The following is a 15877-nucleotide window of genomic DNA, read 5'->3' as shown; positions in this document are numbered from 1 at the left end:
GGAGTTCACTCCCTCGGGACACACGACTCCACGAACGTATGCCGCGCCGAACCGCCCGACCACCCCTTCAGGTGATCTGACTCACACCGATTTCGGGGGTTCAGAGGAGGACCGGAGGGCCGTCCCCGTCCACGACGAGGACCTGCCCGTCCCTGAGCGCGCGGTGGGGCACGCCGTCCCGGCGGTAGGCGTCCGCGACCCGCGTGAGCGCCGCGCACTCGGGATGCCCGGGCGAGTCGACGTGCGGGACGAACGCGAAGTCGAGCACGCCCAGACCGTCCCAGACGACCTCGGGCGCGACCGCCGGATCGTCGCACGCCTCCAGCCCGCGCAGGCTGGGCGCGAGCACGCACGCTCCGGCGCTGTACCCGGCGTAGACGACGGCGTCCTCGCGCACGAGCCGAGTGATGATCGCGTCGGCTCCGCTGCGCGCCATGGCGTACCTGAGCGCGAACACGTTGCCGCCGCGCACCCACATCACGGGAAAGCGTCCCAGCGCGTCCGCGAGTTCCTCGGGACGCCCGGCGAACTTCCGGAGGTCGATCTCGCCGGCCGCGAACCCGAGCTCGGCGAGCGCCGCGATCTCCCTGTGGACGCCCTCGCTCCTCGCGTCCTCGGAGCCGCCGTCCAGCGCGTCGGCGATGACGGCGACCTCCCGCCGGTCTCCGCAGAGCTCAAGCAGCCGATCCGGCCGGTCTCCCAAACGGAAGGACGACAGATAGAGCCGCACCGTCAGCCCAGCCACTTCTTGAGGAAGGCGTCGATGGCCTTCCGCGCCCGATCCTGGATCAGCACGAGCGAGTAGCCGTGGTCGTTGCCGTCGAAGAGCAGCGTCTGCGCGCCGCCCGGATGCCGCGCGGCCAGCGCCTGGACGTCCGCCAGCGGCGCCGAGTTGTCGGACTTCGACTCCAGCACCAGGACCGGCCCGCGATACCCCTCCGGCCCCGGCGGCTGCTTCCAGACCTCGACCGGGCTGACCGCGATCACGCCGTCCGGCGCCGGCCGGAGCCCGCCCGCCTGGTCGAGCACGAGCCCGCCGCCCGCCGACGCCCCCATGAGGACGACCTTGGCGGCCCCCGCGTCCCGCAGCGCCTTCAGCGCCGCCGGAAGCGATCTGGACCGGTCGTCCTCGTAGCTCACGGCCGCCACCCGGTACCCGGCCTGCGCGAGCCGGTGCATCTCGTTGATCCAGCTGCACGCGCTGCCGTCGACCTGCGGCGCGAGCAGCACCCCCTTGGTGCCGCTCCCGAGCATCAGCACCTGGCTGTCCCCGGCCCACGTGAACGTCGCGTTCGGCTCGTTCATCAGGCACGCCGGACGCACGGTCGAGTGCACCTTCGACGGCGTCCCCGCGGGCTCGGCCCCACCCCCGGACGACCCGCAGCCGCCCACGGCCAGAGCCACCGCCGCGACGACCCCCGCGACCCCGAACCCGCGCATGCAGCAGCCCCTCCCGCGTGACCTCCGCGAATCATGGCGGAACCAGATCACCAGGAACAAGCCCCACATCACCCCGGCAACTCGATCTCCCGCCTCAAGGTCAGGGGGCCGGGGTGAGGGGTTGGGTGTGGAGGGGCTTGCCGGTCATGTCGCGGAGGGTGACGGTGAGGGTTTCGGTCTCGGCGTCGATCTCGACTTGGCCGAAGAACTGGTAGCCCTCGGCGGGGGACGTGTTGGCGTGGGGCGGGGCCTGCTGGAACTTGAGGGTGGCGCCGAACGTGGTGTCCAGGGCGTTGGGGCCGAAGGCGCCGGCGTTCAGGGGGCCGGAGACGAACTCCCAGAAGGGGTCGAAGTCGGAGAAGGACGCCTTGGCCGGGTCGTAGTAGTGGGCCGCCGTGTAGTGGACGTCGGCGGTGAGCCAGACCATGTTGCGGACGCGGTGCTTCTTGGCGTGGCTCAGGATGTCGGCGAACTCGCGCTCGCGGCCCAGCGGCCTGCCGCCGTCGCCCTGGGCGACGCCCTCCATGTTCGGCTTGCCCTCGGTGGCGTCCGGGACGACGAGGCCGAGCGGGAGGTCGTTGGCGATGATCTTCCAGGTGGCGCGGGACGCGCGGAGCTCGCGCTTCAGCCAGGCGACCTGCTCGGCGCCCAGCAGGCCCGGCCCGGACGTCTCGGTGCCGGGCGAGTTCGGGTTCTTGTGCGTGCGCATGTCGAGCAGGAAGACGTCCAGCAGCGGGCCGTAGGAGACCTTGCGGAAGATCCGGCCGCCGACCCGGGCGCGGACGGCGATGGGCGTGTACTCGAACATCGCGCGGCGGGCGCGGGCGGCCAGCACGTCCGCGCGCTTCTCGGTGTAGCCCGGACGGTCGATGACCTCGCCGGGATACCAGTTGTTCAGCACCTCGTGGTCGTCCCACTGGTAGAGCATCGGGACGCGCGCGTTGAAGGCGCGGAAGTTCGCGTCCTCCAGGTTGTAGCGGAACTGGCCGCGGTACTCGGCGAGGGTCTCGGCGACCTTCGTCTTCTCGGGAGTCACCAGGTTGTGCCAGGTGCGGCCGTCCGGCAGCGCGACGCTCTGCTGCACGGGCCCGTCGGAGTAGACGAGGTCGCCGCTGCACAGGAAGAAGTCGGGGTCGAGCGCGGCCATCGCGTTGAAGATCCGGTAGCCGCCGAGGTCGGGGTTGATCCCCCAGCCCTGCCCGGCGAGGTCGCCCGACCAGACGAACGAGACGTCGCGGCGCCTCGTCGGCGCGGTGCGCAGCCGACCGAGGACGGGCTCGGACGCGACGCCGTGCCGGTCCGGGTCGGCGAGCCGGACGCGGTAGTGCAGCTCCTCGCCCGCGGGCAGGCCGCGCAGGAAGGTCTTGCCGGTCAGGTCGGTGTCCGGGGTCAGCACCGGGCCGCGGAAGCGCGCCGCGCCCCGGAAGTCCGGACGGCGCGACACCTCGACCAGCATCCGGGCCGGACGGTCCGACCGCGTCCACACGACGGCGTCACGCGCGGTGACGTCGCCGGCCTGCACGCCGTGCGTCGCGCGGGGACGGCCCGCCCGCACCAGCGCGGGGCCGGTCCGGCCCGCCGCACCGGCCGTCCCGCCGGACAGCAGGCCGAGCGCCGCGCCGCCGCCCGCCACCAGTCCGCCGCGCAGCAGATTCCGCCTGTCCAGCTCCATGCCCGACTCCTTTTCCGGTCCTACCGGGCCGCATGCTCTCCCTGTCCGGAAGCGGGTTTCCGGCCCATACATGGACGTCCGGTGAACGGCGTGCGAAAGGGGATGTCATGGGCGGGTTCGCCGTCCGGCTTGACAAGAGGCGGTCACGGAGTGTGTTCTTGTACGCATGTCAGCGCGCGTCGTGAGCGGTCGTCCCGTGGCCTTGGGCCGGGTCGCCAGCGCGCTGTGTCCTTCGTGTTGTTGTCGCTGACCACGCCGACCGACGACCGACGGCCCCGGTACCGCTGACGCGGGCGGGGCGTACCCGAAGGATCTTCTCTCCCGTGGACCTCGATCTGGCCCCCGACCTCATGATGCGCGGGCAGGACGACCCGCACGGCCGCGACCTGGTGCGCCGGCCGCCGACCGTGGGACAGCTCGCGTCCCGCATCCGCGCCCTCGCCGCCCGTCCCGGCGACTGGTGGCACCTGGTCCGGTTCGACGCCGCCGGCGCCGTCCGGGTCCCGCTGGACGAGGTGGACGGCGTCCGGCTGTGGCTGACCACCTGGCCGCCCGGGCACCGCACCGGCCTGCACGACCATGTCGGCACCGAGGTCAGCACCGTGATCGCGGGCGAGCTCGCCGAGGTCTCGATCGGGGCGGACGGCGTCGCCGAGCGCCCGCTGCGGGCCAACCGGGTGCGGGTGCACGGCGGCACGCACACCCACGAGCTGACCAATCCGGGCCCCGCCTTCGCGATCACCCTCCACGCCCAGCTCAGCTCCGGCGGCTGACCCGGCCCGGTGGGCTGACCCGGCCCGGCGGCTCGCGGGCCGGTGTGCAGCGGGTGAGGCCGTTCGCGCGTCAGCCTTGGCGGGTGAGCCTGTCGACCGTGCCGCTCGTCCAGGTGACGGTGAGCGCGGAACCGGACAGGACGGCCTTGCCCCTCGTCCGCTCGGTGGACTTGTCGGCGCAGGTCAGCGCGATGGTGTTCTGCGCGTCGACGGTGCCGGTGCAGAGCGTCGGGCTGTTCACCGCGGCCGCGCCCCGGTAGAAGAACAGCTTGACCCGTCCGGACGTCCAGGTGCCGTCCAGCTTGGACGGCGCGGCCCGGCCGGGCTGGACGCCGTTCATGGTGACCGGCGCGCTCGGCGCCGGCCGGGACGGCGCGGCCTGCCCGCCGTCGGCGCCGTCGTTCCTGCTCTCGTCCTTGCCGCCCCCGCCCCCGCCGCCTCCGCAGGCGGTGGCCAGGGCCAGGACCAGCGCCGTCGCCGCGAGTGGGCGGAGCATCGGCGGACCTCCTCGGAAAAGGGACGGTCCGCCGTCCCCGAGCCGGGACGGCGGACCGTTCACACTAGTGCCGCGCGGTCAGGTGGAGCTTGACCGTCTTCGGCGCCTTCGGGAGCGCGTGCTGCTTGGCCGGGCGGACCATCAGCTTCTGCAGCGCCGGGGACAGCGTGGACCTGGCGCGCAGCGACTTGGTGTTGAGCGGGTTGATGCCCGCGCCGAGCGAGAAGACCCCGTTGAGGCTCAGCGAGTTCTTCGCCGCGCCGGACGGCAGCCCCATCAGCTGGTCGATCACACCGTTCAGGATGCCGCCCGGGCCGCAGCCCTTCGCGGACGGCACCGCGACCTGGGACTTGATCGCCACCGGGCCGGTGCTCCAGCCGAGCGCCGGGTCGCTGGCCAGCCCGCCCGCCGTCATCTGCGGTTCTAGCGCGGCGTTCACCGGGCCGATGACGCAGTTGGAGCCGAGCAGCGGGTTGTTCAGCTTGAGGTTCAGCGACAGCTTCGCGCCGAGGCCGCCGTTGTCGGTGAAGTAGGCGACCGCCGGGGCCGCGAGCGACTGGGTGACGGTCAGCTTGTTGACCGCCCAGAGGGCCGCGGGCGACTTGCCGAGGATCGGCCCGACCAGCGGGAGCTGGCCGATGAGGCCGCCGGGGACCTCCAGCTCCTTGGCCTCGAGCTGGGAGCCGATGACCGGCGGCACCAGCGGGATGTTCTTGATGTCCGACAGGTCGTTGATGCCGCCGGTGACGCGGATCGCGCCGGACGGCAGCTTCTGGGTGAAGCTGCCGATCTTCATCTCGCCGCCGGTGACGACCTGCGTCTGGCAGAGCATGCCGGTGGTGCAGCGGGCGGAGAAGGCCGCGGCGGACAGCGGGTTCGAGCCCGTCGTCAACGCGGGGGTGGCGCTGTTGTACGGACCGCTCGGCGGGTTGGCCGGGTCGAAGGACCCGATCCGGCCGCGGCCGGGCGCGGAGTACCAGATCCTGCCGCCGGGGCCGAGCATGAGCGAGCGCGGCGTGGACAGCGTCGCCGGCAGCGGGTACTCGGTGATGTTCCCGGAGGTGTCGATCACGCCGATGTTGCTGGCGGCGGCCTCGGCGAACCAGATCCTGCCGTCCGGCGTGGCGAGCAGGCCGGTCGGCTTGGAGTCGGAGACGGACGGCGTGTACTCGCGGGTCGCGCCGGTCGCCGGATCCACCGAGCCGATGCGTCCGACGCCGGGCTCGGTGAACCAGATCCTCCCGTCGGCGCCGGTCGCGATGTCGGCCGACGCCGGGGTGCCCGCCAAAGCACCCGGCATCGCGTACTTCCTGACCTCGCCGGTGGCCGGGTCGAGGCGTCCGACGCCGCCGGCCTGCTGGTCGGCGTACCAGACGGCGCCGTCCTTGCCGACCGTGACGGCGGTGGGCGCGCCGCCCGCCGCGTAGAGGGTGACGTTCCCGGACGCGTCGATCTTGCCGATCGCGCCGGAACCGATGCCGGAGAACCACATCGCGCCGTTCGCGCCGGGCGTGATCGAGTTGACCGAGCTGTAGTTGAAGTTCAGCGCGCCGGAGGTCGGCAGCTCGAACAGCGTGGACTTGCCGGTGGCCGGGTCCACCCGGCCGATGCGCGGGACGGCCTGGGAGGAGTCGGTGTACCAGATGGAGCCGTCGGTCCCGTTGGCCATCCCGCCGGGGAGGGCCTGGAGCTTCTGCGAGTTGGCCGGGACCGGGTACTCCTTCACCTTCCCGGCGGCGGTGATCCGACCGATGCCGCCCGCGTTCTCGGTGAACCAGACCGTCCCGCCGGGGCCCTGCGCGAGGCCGGCGGGAAGGACGTCCGGGATCGGGACGGAGTACTCGGTGGTGGCCGCGGCGTGCGCGGCGCCGGCCGATGCCGTCAGGAACGAGGTGGTGCCCAGGGCCGTGGCGAGTGCCACGGCCCCCGCGCGCGTCCTTCGACGCATGCTTCGCCTCCTTGGAGGACCCCGGCGGGACGCGCGGGTGAACGCGGGTGGGGTGCGGGGTCCGGGCGTAGAAGGATCTTGTGAGGGCCCATGAAAACCCGTCAGTAACCACTGATGTCAACAAGATCGTTTAGCCGTGGCCGGATCCGGCCACCGTGACAACCGCCCGTCTCACCTGCACGTCTCCGGCCGACTGTGGCCAAGAACACGCCACCCCCGCGCCCCCCCCGCGCCCCCGCGCCCCCGCGCCCCCGCGCCCCCCCGCGTGCCCCGCGTCCCCGCGTCCCCGCGTCCCCGCGTCCCCGCGTGCCCCGCGTCCCCGCGTCCCCGCGTCCCCGCGTCCCCGCGTGCCCCGCGTCCCCGCGTCCCCGCGTCCCCGCGTCCCCGCGTCCCCGCGTCCCCGCGTCCCCGCGCGCCCGCGTCCCCGCGCGCCCCGCGCGCCCTGCGGCCTTGTGCTTCTCGCGGGCCCGCGCCTCGCGAACCGGTGACCTCCGGGCCTTCGTGGCTCTGGGCCCGCTCGTGCGTCGTCCTCGGGCTTCCGGACGTCCGCTGGGGAACGCGAAACGGCCCCGCGTCCGGGTGGAGACGCGGGGCCGTTCGGATGCGGGCCGCCGGGCGGAGGCTGTTTCCGCCCGGCGAGCCGGTCAGGCGGGGACGGGGACCGTCTCGCGCTGGGCCGGGACGTCGGCCCCGTCCCGCGCCGGGGCGGTGCCGAGGTCGCCCTTGGGCGCGTTGAACAGGTCCTCGTCGAGGAGCTTCTCCGAGCGGGACACGATGACCGGGATCGCGATCTGGCCGGCCACGTTCAGCGTGGTGCGGGCCATGTCGATGATCTTGTCGATGGCGATCAGGTAGCCGACCGCGGTGAGCGGCAGGCCGACCGTGGTCAGCGTCAGGGTGAGCGCGACCAGCGCCGGGCCGGGCGTGCCGCCGGTGCCGAGCTGCCCGATCACCGCGGCGAGCGCGATCAGCAGGTAGTCGGCCAGGCCGAGGTGCAGGTGCATGTACTGCGCGACGAAGACCGCCGCGACCGCCGGGTAGATCGCGCCGCAGCCGTCGAACTTGATGGTCGCGCCGAGCGGCTGGGCGAAGCTGGCGTACTCGGGCTGGACGCCGTTGCGCTCGATCTGCACGCGCTGCGCGATCGGCAGCGTCGCCATCGAGGACGAGGAGACGAACGCGAACTGGAGCGCGGGCCAGGAGTTCCGGTAGAACCGCACCGGCGAGACGCGGCCGAAGACCCGCAGCAGCACCGGGTAGCCGACCACCAGCATGATCGCGACGGCCAGGTAGATCGCGCCGGTGAACTTCGCCAGCGGGGACAGCGTGGACGGCCCGTAGGTGGCCACGACCGAGCCGATCAGGAAGAACGAGCCGATCGGGGTGAGCCGCACGACCCACCAGACGATCTTCTGCATGACGCCGTACAGGTCGTCCACCAGGGCGGTGATCCGCTCGCCGCGCTCGCCGACCGCGACCAGCGCCGCGCCGAACAGCACCGCGAAGGTGACCACGCCGAGCACGTTGCCCTCCGCCATCGCCTTGACGATGTTGGACGGGAACAGGTTGTGCAGGACCTGGGTCCAGGTGACCGGGTCGGTCTCGGTCTTCTCGCTGGCGAGCTGCCCGAGCCCCTTGCCGGGGTTGATCAGGAAGGCGACGCCGAGGCCGACCGCGGTCGAGATGGCCGAGGTGACGACGAACCAGCCGAGGGTCTTGCCCGTCAGCCGGGCCACGTTGCCGACGTTGCGCAGCCTGCCGATGCTGACGACGATCGCGGCGAACACCAGCGGCACGACCACGATCTTCAGCAGCGACACGTAGACGTCGCCGAACGGGTCCAGCCAGTCGGTGGCGACCTTGCCGCCGTCGTCGGCGAGGTTGTTGACGGCGGCGCCCACGGCGACGCCGAGCACGAGCGACAGCACGATCTGCTGCCAGAACTGCCACTTCCAGACGCGAAGGTTCACGGACTGCTCCAGGGAGGGTCCACCCTGCGACCGCCGGCATCGGGCATGGCCGGCGCCGGAACGGGGTCACGGACGTGGTCGGCGCGGGCGCGGCCTGGAACGGGCGTGCAAGGGACGGCACTGCCCGCGGGCTCGCGCGGTCGGGCGCGGTCCGTCGGCGGCGGGTGGACGGAGGGAAAGGACGAGAGAGGTGGGGGAGCGCGTCAGGCGCGACACAGCACGCTGGCGAGGCGGCACAGATCGACGTGCAGCCTGGCCACCAGCCAAACCTTCTTCTCGGAGAACCTCACGAGGCAAGTTAACCGTAATGTCCGGTTTTCTTCTTCCCCGGCAGTGGTGTGATCGTGATCACATGGCTCAGCGGCGGTTCGCCCGCACCAGCAGCTGGACGATGCCGACCACGCCCCAGGCGACGAGCACGACCCCCGCGACGATCATCGGATCGCCGACCGGACGGCCCCGCACCGCCCCCGCCACGTACAGCCCGGCGACGGCCAGGAAGAACAGCCCGCCGATCGGCGCCGCGAAGTCCAGCCTGCGCGGACGCCCCGCCCGCGCCCGGCCCGCCCGCGCTCGGCCCGCGCTCGTGCGGCCGCTCATCGGTTCAGAGCCCGCGCGGCCGCTCACCGGTTCACCTGCACGTCGCCGAGGGTGCCCCGGATCCGGAGCGTGATCACGGCCGGGTTCGCGCCGCCCGCGGTCGGTTCGAGCACCTCGTTGGTGCGCGCGTTCGGCCCGTTGACCGTCCGCTGCTCGATCCGGATGTCACCGATCTTGACCCGCGCGTCCAGCTTCACCCGCGCGTTCGCGGGCAGCTCCACCTTCAGCTGGCCCGTCCACACCGCCGCCGAGACCTCCAGCTGCTCGCCGGGCCGCACGGGCAGCGCCGTGAGGTCGAGCGTGCCGTTGCCCACGGTCACCCGGTAGTCCCGCGCGGCCTGCGCCGCGTCCGTCGGTCGCCACATGATGTCCCCGTACTCCCCGCCGCGTGGAGCCGTCGCGGCTACAGACGTCGTCAACAGGGCGAACGTGAGCAGGGTGCCCACGCCCGCGAGCCCTCGCACCCGGTACCGGACGCCGAACAGCATCCCGGCGCCGACCACGGCGAGCGCCGTGGCGAGGACGATGGTCCAGCCGTCCCAGTCGGTGGATCCGGACAGCTCCAGCGCCGCCGCCGTCCCGCCCGCCAGCGCCGCCAGGGCCAGCGTCAGCCAGGCCAGCGGCGACCTGCGCCGGTCGCGCCGCCGCGCCGGAGCGGGCCGCTCCCGCTCGCCGTACGCGCCGAGGTCCACCGCGTCCGGCCCGTATCCGGGCGGGACGTCGTCGGCGGCCGGCGGCGCGAAGACCCCCGCCGGCCGCGGAGAATCCGCCGAGCCCGATGCGGTCGGCGTGCCGAGCGTGGAAAGGTCGATCATGCCGTCCGGCAGCGGCGAGCCCTTCGGCGGCGCGGCCCGGAACTCCTCGGCCGCGGGCGTCGCGGGCGGATGGCCCGCCAGCCGTTCCGGCAGCGTCCGCGCCACGCCGATCAGGTTGACGCCCCGGGCGTGCGCCACGAGCAGCACCAGGCCGAACACCGTCAGCACCGCCACCGCGTCCGTCGAGACGCCCGAACCGATCACGCTGAGCGCCACGCTCGCGCAGAGCAGCAGCCCGAGGACGGCCAGCACCCCGGCGAGGTCGAACCGCCGCCGGAACAGCCGCTCGGCCACCGACGTGCTGTCCGGACGGTCCGGCATGAACAGCACCGCGAGGACGTAGAGCAGGATGCCCTGCCCGTGCGCGAGGGTCAGGACGCCGAACCCGACCCGGTACACCACCGGGTCGATGCCGGTGCTCGCGCCCAGCCCGGAGCACACCCCGGCCAGGAAGCGCCCCTCGGAGCGGCGCGCCAGCCGGGGCACTCCGCCCGCCGGGGGCGTCGTGCCGACGCCCTGCTGCTGATCGGTGTCCATGCCACCATCGTGACGTCCCCGCCCCGCGCGCGGTATCGGGGACGCCCCTGACCCGACCCTGAGAGGGGCACTGGGGGATGTCCCGGATGGCGATCGCCGCCCGGCCGTGTGACGATCGTTGACGTGGGAGAACGTGACGAGCGCGGGGACGGCGGCCCGCCCCGGCTGGAACGCGCGCGGCGCGGCCGGCTGATCGCCGGGGTGTGCCGCGGCCTGGCCGGCCACCTCGGCATCGACGTGCTGGTGGTGCGGGCCGCGTTCGTGCTGCTCACGGTGGCCGGCGGCATCGGCGTGGCCGCGTACGGCGCGTTCTGGGTGCTGGTGGCGGCCGCTCCGCCGCCCGAGCCCGTCCCCGGTCAGGCCGCGCCGCCCAAGCCGCAGCGGGACTGGCGGCAGCTGCTCGCCTACACCGCCCTCGCGGCGGGCCTGTCCATGCTGACCTGGGGCGCCGGGCTGACCGAGGTGGCGATCTGGCCGTTCGTGGCGGGCGCGATCGGCGCGGCGATCCTGTGGCAGCAGGCCGACCGGGACCAGCGGCAGCGCTGGGTGCTGCCGCTGCGCCAGCGCTGGTGGCGGACCGTCCTCGGCCTGCTGCTGGTGGTCGGCGGCATCGGCGGCTTCGTCGTCCGCAACGTGGACGCCGCGCAGGCCCGCTCCGTCGTGATCGCGATGCTGGTGATCGCGACCGGCGTCGCGGTGATCGTCACGCCCTGGGTCGTCCGGCTCTGGCAGGACCTGGAGGCCGAGCGGCACGAGCGCATCCGCTCGCAGGAGCGCGCCGAGCTGGCCGCGCACATCCACGACTCGGTGCTGCACACGCTCACCCTGATCCAGCGCAACGCCGGCGACTCCGCCGAGGTGCAGCGCCTCGCCCGCTCCCAGGAGCGCACCCTGCGCGCCTGGCTCTACCAGCCGAGACCCGAGGACGGCGGCACCTTCGCCAGCGTCGTGAAGGAGTACGCCGGCGAGGTCGAGGACGCGCACGGCGTGCAGATCGAGGTCGTCGTCGTCGGCGACTGCCCCCTGGACGAGCGGGTCGGCGCGATCGTGCAGGCCGCCCGCGAGGCCATGGTCAACGCCGCCAAGTACTCCGGCACCCGCAGCGTCTCGGTCTTCGCCGAGGTCGAGGGCGATGACGTCACCATCTTCGTCCGCGACCGGGGCAAGGGATTCGACCTCGACGCCGTCCCGGACGACAGGATGGGCGTCCGGGGGTCCATCATCGGACGTATGGAGCGCAACGGCGGCACGGCGACGGTCCGCACGGCCCCGGGCGAGGGCACCGAAGTGCGTTTGGAGATCAAGAGGCAATGAGCGAGTCCCCGCTGCGGAGGGTCGTCCTGGTGGACGACCACCAGATGTTCCGGACCGGTGTGAAGGCCGAGCTGGGCGGTTCCGTCGAGATCGTGGGGGAGGCGGGCGACGTGGACGAGGCGGTCGCCGTCATCCGCGCCACCACGCCCGACGTGGTGCTGCTGGACGTCCACCTGCCGGGCGGCGGCGGCATCGAGGTGCTGCGGAGGCTGACCGGGGCGGTGCCGTCGCGGTTCCTGGCCCTGTCGGTGTCGGACGCCGCCGAGGACGTGATCGGGGTCGTCCGGGGCGGCGCGCGCGGCTACGTCACCAAGACGATCTCCGGGCCCGAGCTGACCGCGGCGATCGACCGCGTCGCCGAGGGCGACGCGGTGTTCTCGCCGCGGCTGGCCGGGTTCGTGCTGGACGCGTTCGCCGCCACCGACGCGCCGTCCGTCGATCCCGAGCTCGACCAGATCACCCAGCGGGAGCGGGACGTGCTGCGGCTGATCGCGCGCGGCTACGCCTACAAGGAGATCGCCAAGGAGCTGTTCATCTCGGTGAAGACGGTCGAGACGCACGTCAGCAGCGTCCTGCGCAAGCTCCAGCTCTCGAACCGGCACGAGCTGTCACGCTGGGCCGCCGCCCGGCGGCTGGTCTGAACGCCTTTTTCAGTAGTCCTTGAGGATGTAGGCGTTCGTCATGGCGATGAAGTCGTCGCCGGTGTGGGCGTCGGCCTCCGCCCACTCGGCGAGGTCGGTCGAGGAGTCGACGCCCTCGGCGATCGGCAGGTCGCGGAGGGCGAACGCCTGGTTCGCCTTCACCCAGTCGCGCAGCTCGGTCTCGTAGGCGGCGAACGCCTTCCCGTGGTCGCCGTCCGCCTGCTCGAGCTCGCCGGCCAGGACGTACGCGCCGACCATCGCCATGCTGGTGCCCTGCCCGGACGCCGGGGAGCCGCAGTACCCGGCGTCGCCGAGCAGCACGACGCGGCCCTTCGACCAGCGGTCCAGGTGGATCTGCGCGAGGGTGTCGAAGTGGAAGTCCGGCGCGTCCCACATGTACTCGACCATCCGCGGGGCCTCCCAGCCGACGTCCGCCAGTCGCTCGGCGACCAGGCGCTTCTGTTCCGCCGGGTCGCGCGGGAACGCGCCCGCGCGGCGGCCCAGCATCGCGTAGGCGCGCAGTTCGGTGTTGCCCCGGACGGTCATGACCATCGCGCCCGTGGTCGTGTCCGTGCGGCCGAAGCAGCCGGTCTGCCAGCGGTCCATGCCGAGGACGTTCGGCATCGACCACACCGCCATCCCGGCGGAGCCGAGCGGGGTGAACCCGGTGTCCTCGCCGAACAGCATGCGGCGGGTCGTGGAGTGCACGCCGTCCGCGCCGACGACCAGGTCGAACGTGCGCGGCGCGGCGTTCCGGAAGGTCACCCGGACGCCGTCCGGGCCGTCCTCCAGCGCGGTCGCGCTGTCGCCGAAGATGTACTCGATGCGGTCTCCGGCCGCCTTCACGATGATGTCGGACAGGTCGTCGCGGAGGATCTCCACGTCGGGGGAGTCGAGCAGGCCGCCGCTGAGCGTGCGGTCCTCGGCGCGGTGGAGCTCGTTGCCGTCGCCGTCCACGAGCGACATCCCGCGCAGGTCCGTCGCGTGCGCCCGGATCTCGTCCAGCACGCCCATCCGCTCGGCCACCCCGAGCGCCGAGCCGCGGACGTCGATGGCCTGGCCGCCCGGCCGGAACCCGTCCGCCCGCTCCACCACGGTCACCTCGAAGCCGTACCGGTCCAGCCAGTACGCCAGCGTCGGCCCGGCGATGCTCGCCCCCGAGATCAGCACCTTCGTCATGGTCACGCCCCTTTCCTGAGGTACGCGACCAGCCTCGCGGGACCGCCTGACAGGCGGTTGAGACGGCACTGAGGCGGCTGACGGACCGCTGACAGCCGCCTGTCAGCGCCGGTGGGCGGGGTGCGGGTCAGGACGGGCCGAGCGTCAGAGGCGTCCGGGTGCGGATCAGAGGTGGCCGGGTGCGGATCAGAGGTGGCCGGGGCAGCCGGACGGGCAGCGCTCGCAGTGCCGGGCGACCCGGCGGGCGAAGTCGTCGAGCATCCGGCGCAGCACGGCGGCGGTGAACGCGCCGGTGCCGGGGATCAGCGGGACGATCTCCGCGCCCCAGCGGATCACCGTGTTCCCGCCGCTCGGGACCAGCCGGACGTCCGCCCGGTAGTGCCGGATCGGCAGGCCCGACACGGCGACGTAGGCGTAGTGGTCCGGCCGTTCGAACGCGACGACGCGCTCGCGGGCGGGGAACACGCGGCGGACCGCGCCGTCGCCGTCCGGCTCCTCGTCCCCGTCCCGGACGCGCCGGGCCGGGAACGGGAACCAGCCCCACGCGTTCCACGCCTCCGCGACGGCCAGGTGCTGGAAGACCAGCTCGGGCGGCGCGGCGGCGGTGGCGGTGGCGGCGAAACGGCGGACGGACATGCGGCGGCTCCCGGGGACGGCGGTCCACCAAACGGTAGTCAGGCCGTCCCGGGGCGACAACAGCGGGCCGAGCCCCTTCGCGCCGCCCTCCGCAAAGCCCTCCGCAAAGCCCTTCGCAATGCGCGCGGAAGCGGGCGGTCAGAGGGCCAAGACGGCGGAGAGGAGCCGGTCCTGGAAGGCCGCCACGTCCGAGCCGACGGCGACCCTGACCGGGCGCCGGTCGTCGGACGCGGGCAGCGAGCGGGCGTCCCACACCGTCGTGCCGCGGGTCAGCTCGCCCCGCAGCTCGACCCGGACGGGCCGCTCGACGTACTCGCCCAGCTCCGGTTCGAGCGCGAGGACCGCGGCGAGCGCGTCGTGCACGACCGCGCCGCGCCGCTTCAGCGTCGGGGTGTAGGCGTCGGCGTACCACTCCATGATCTGGGAGGCGAACCGCGCGACGGGCGAGTCGTGCCCGGCGAGCCGGGCCAGCCAGTCGGCCCCGACGGCGGTCGGGTGGGTGGCGTCCAGCGGGACGAGCACGACCGGCCAGCCCGCCGCGAAGACCAGGTCGGCGGCCTCCGGGTCGTGCCAGACGTTCGCCTCGGCGTGCGTGGTGACGTTGCCGGGGTGGTCGAACGCGCCGCCCATGACCACGACCTCGCGGACGAGCTTCGGCAGTTCGGCGTCCAGCAGGAGCGCCGCGCCGAGGTTGGTCAGCGGGCCGGTCGCCACGACCGTCAGCTCGCCCGGGTTCTCCCGCGCCAGCCGGACGAGCTGCGCCGGGGCGGGCTCGCCGGTCGGCGCGCCCTGCGGCTCGGCCAGGTCGAGGTCGGCCAGGCCGTTGCCGCCGTGCCAGTCGAGCGCGTAGTGCACGTCCTGCGCCATCGGACGGTCCGCGCCCACCGCGACCGGCACGTCGTCGATCTTCGCCAGCTCCAGCACGCGCAGCGTGTTCAGCGCGCCGGTGCGGGCGTCGATGTTGCCGTGCACGGTGCCGACGCCGGCCAGCTCGGCGTTCCCGGCGCGCACCTCGGCGGCCAGGTAGAGCAGCATCATCGCGTCGTCGATGCCGGTGTCGCAGTCGAACAGGATCTTCGGCGGGGTCATGCGGTCTCCACGATCTGGAAGGCCTCGGCCAGCCTGCCCTCGCCGAACCCGGCCGCGGCGGCGTTCCCCTCGAGCCAGCCGCGCAGCATGGTCTCCAGCTCCTCGCCCAGGTGCGCGGTCTGGGAGGCGTGCGACCGCAGCGCCGCCAGCTTCCGGTCGAACTGCTCGGTGACGTCCACGTAGTGGTCGGCGTTCGGACCGCCGGACAGCCAGACCTCGCGCGCGATCCACGCCTCCAGGCCCTCCTCGCGGAGCTCCGGGAAGGCGTAGGGGTTGCGCGCGTCGGGGTAGACGGCGTCCAGGGTCGCGCCGCCGACCACCCGGTGGTCGGGGTGGCTCGGCGCGATCCGCTGGTAGTTCCGCTCGGGGCTGTGGGTCAGCACCCGGTCGGGCCGCACCTGGCGGATCACCCGCGCGATGTCGCGGCGCAGGTCGAAACCCGGCTCCAGGCGGCCGTCCGGGTAGCCGAGGAACCGCACGTCGGTGACCCCGACCGCCTCGGCGGCGGCGCGCTGCTCCTTGCGGCGCAGCTCGGCCATCTCGGCGCGGGTCACCCCGTCGTCGAAACCGCCCGCGTCGCCGTCGGTGACGATCAGGTAGGTGACCTCGACGCCCGCGTCGGTCCAGGACGCGATCGTCCCGGCGGACCCGAAGTCCACGTCGTCCGGATGCGCCAGCACGGCGAGCACCCGGGCAATATCGCTCAGTTCCAGCACAGTCCTCACGGCGTTCAGCCTAAACGTAGGGATTGGGGCCTGCTCTATCCC

At 73.4% G+C, this 15877-nt stretch carries 15 protein-coding genes; 3 read left to right on the top strand and 12 right to left on the bottom strand.

The genetic code is table 11. From position 1 onward, the window contains the following. Positions 1-100: 100 nt before the first annotated feature. The 3 genes from ACFPCY_RS25425 to ACFPCY_RS25415 form a co-directional block, all read right to left on the bottom strand. Positions 101-745 (bottom strand): Type 1 glutamine amidotransferase-like domain-containing protein, encoded by a 645-nt coding sequence (locus ACFPCY_RS25425; protein WP_378259207.1) that lies wholly within the window; start codon positions 743-745, stop codon positions 101-103. Then, positions 733-1440 (bottom strand): alpha/beta hydrolase, encoded by a 708-nt coding sequence (locus tag ACFPCY_RS25420; RefSeq protein ID WP_378259205.1) that lies wholly within the window; start codon positions 1438-1440, stop codon positions 733-735. The genes ACFPCY_RS25425 and ACFPCY_RS25420 overlap by 13 nt, the downstream gene beginning before the upstream one ends. A gap of 100 nt (positions 1441-1540) precedes the next feature. Then, positions 1541-3112, bottom strand: a complete 1572-nt coding sequence (locus ACFPCY_RS25415; RefSeq protein ID WP_378259203.1) for an alkaline phosphatase D family protein — start codon at positions 3110-3112, stop codon at positions 1541-1543. 323 nt (positions 3113-3435) lie between these two features. On the opposite strand from ACFPCY_RS25415, the gene ACFPCY_RS25410 reads away from it, so the two are divergent. After that, positions 3436-3885 carry a cupin domain-containing protein gene (locus ACFPCY_RS25410; protein ID WP_378259201.1) on the top strand — a complete coding sequence of 150 codons (450 nt, stop codon included), beginning with the start codon at positions 3436-3438 and terminating at the stop codon, positions 3883-3885. A gap of 70 nt (positions 3886-3955) precedes the next feature. On the opposite strand, the gene ACFPCY_RS25405 is transcribed toward ACFPCY_RS25410, so the two are convergent. The 5 genes from ACFPCY_RS25405 to ACFPCY_RS25385 form a co-directional block, all read right to left on the bottom strand. Next, a complete protein-coding gene (locus ACFPCY_RS25405; RefSeq protein ID WP_378259199.1) occupies positions 3956-4381 on the bottom strand; it encodes a hypothetical protein in 426 nt (141 codons plus the stop codon). A gap of 64 nt (positions 4382-4445) precedes the next feature. Then, complete coding sequence (locus ACFPCY_RS25400) at positions 4446-6329, bottom strand: virginiamycin B lyase family protein (RefSeq protein ID WP_378259197.1); 1884 nt, start codon at positions 6327-6329, stop codon at positions 4446-4448. 644 nt (positions 6330-6973) lie between these two features. Further along, the gene (locus ACFPCY_RS25395) at positions 6974-8299 is read right to left on the bottom strand and encodes a dicarboxylate/amino acid:cation symporter (RefSeq protein ID WP_378259195.1); all 1326 of its coding nucleotides are present in this window, start codon (positions 8297-8299) and stop codon (positions 6974-6976) included. Between the two features lie 357 nt (positions 8300-8656). Then, on the bottom strand, positions 8657-8899 hold the full coding sequence (locus ACFPCY_RS25390) for a hypothetical protein (protein WP_378259193.1): 243 nt from the start codon (positions 8897-8899) through the stop codon (positions 8657-8659). A gap of 23 nt (positions 8900-8922) precedes the next feature. Beyond that, a complete protein-coding gene (locus ACFPCY_RS25385) occupies positions 8923-10251 on the bottom strand; it encodes a PspC domain-containing protein (RefSeq protein ID WP_378259191.1) in 1329 nt (442 codons plus the stop codon). 123 nt (positions 10252-10374) lie between these two features. Between ACFPCY_RS25385 and ACFPCY_RS25380 the strand changes: the two genes are divergently transcribed. Next, positions 10375-11565 (top strand): ATP-binding protein, encoded by a 1191-nt coding sequence (locus ACFPCY_RS25380; RefSeq protein ID WP_378259189.1) that lies wholly within the window; start codon positions 10375-10377, stop codon positions 11563-11565. Next, positions 11562-12206, top strand: coding sequence for a LuxR C-terminal-related transcriptional regulator (locus tag ACFPCY_RS25375; protein ID WP_378259187.1), 645 nt, complete (start codon positions 11562-11564; stop codon positions 12204-12206). The genes ACFPCY_RS25380 and ACFPCY_RS25375 overlap by 4 nt, the downstream gene beginning before the upstream one ends. A 9-nt stretch (positions 12207-12215) precedes the next feature. Here ACFPCY_RS25375 and ACFPCY_RS25370 read toward each other — a convergent pair whose 3' ends face one another. The 4 genes from ACFPCY_RS25370 to ACFPCY_RS25355 form a co-directional block, all read right to left on the bottom strand. After that, entirely contained in the window at positions 12216-13385 is a 1170-nt protein-coding gene (locus ACFPCY_RS25370; RefSeq protein WP_378259377.1) for an FAD-dependent monooxygenase, read from the bottom strand. Between the two features lie 186 nt (positions 13386-13571). Further along, entirely contained in the window at positions 13572-14021 is a 450-nt protein-coding gene (locus ACFPCY_RS25365; RefSeq protein WP_378259185.1) for an SRPBCC family protein, read from the bottom strand. 138 nt (positions 14022-14159) lie between these two features. Continuing rightward, positions 14160-15110 carry a nucleoside hydrolase gene (locus tag ACFPCY_RS25360; RefSeq protein WP_378259183.1) on the bottom strand — a complete coding sequence of 317 codons (951 nt, stop codon included), beginning with the start codon at positions 15108-15110 and terminating at the stop codon, positions 14160-14162. Next, positions 15107-15826, bottom strand: coding sequence for a PIG-L deacetylase family protein (locus ACFPCY_RS25355; protein ID WP_378259375.1), 720 nt, complete (start codon positions 15824-15826; stop codon positions 15107-15109). Before ACFPCY_RS25355 ends, ACFPCY_RS25360 begins: the two co-directional genes overlap by 4 nt. Positions 15827-15877: the final 51 nt, after the last annotated feature.

It is taken from the genome of Actinomadura gamaensis, assembly GCF_042652125.1.
Taxonomy (GTDB): Bacteria; Actinomycetota; Actinomycetes; order Streptosporangiales; family Streptosporangiaceae; genus Spirillospora; species Spirillospora gamaensis.
This window is presented reverse-complemented; position numbering and strand designations above follow the sequence as displayed.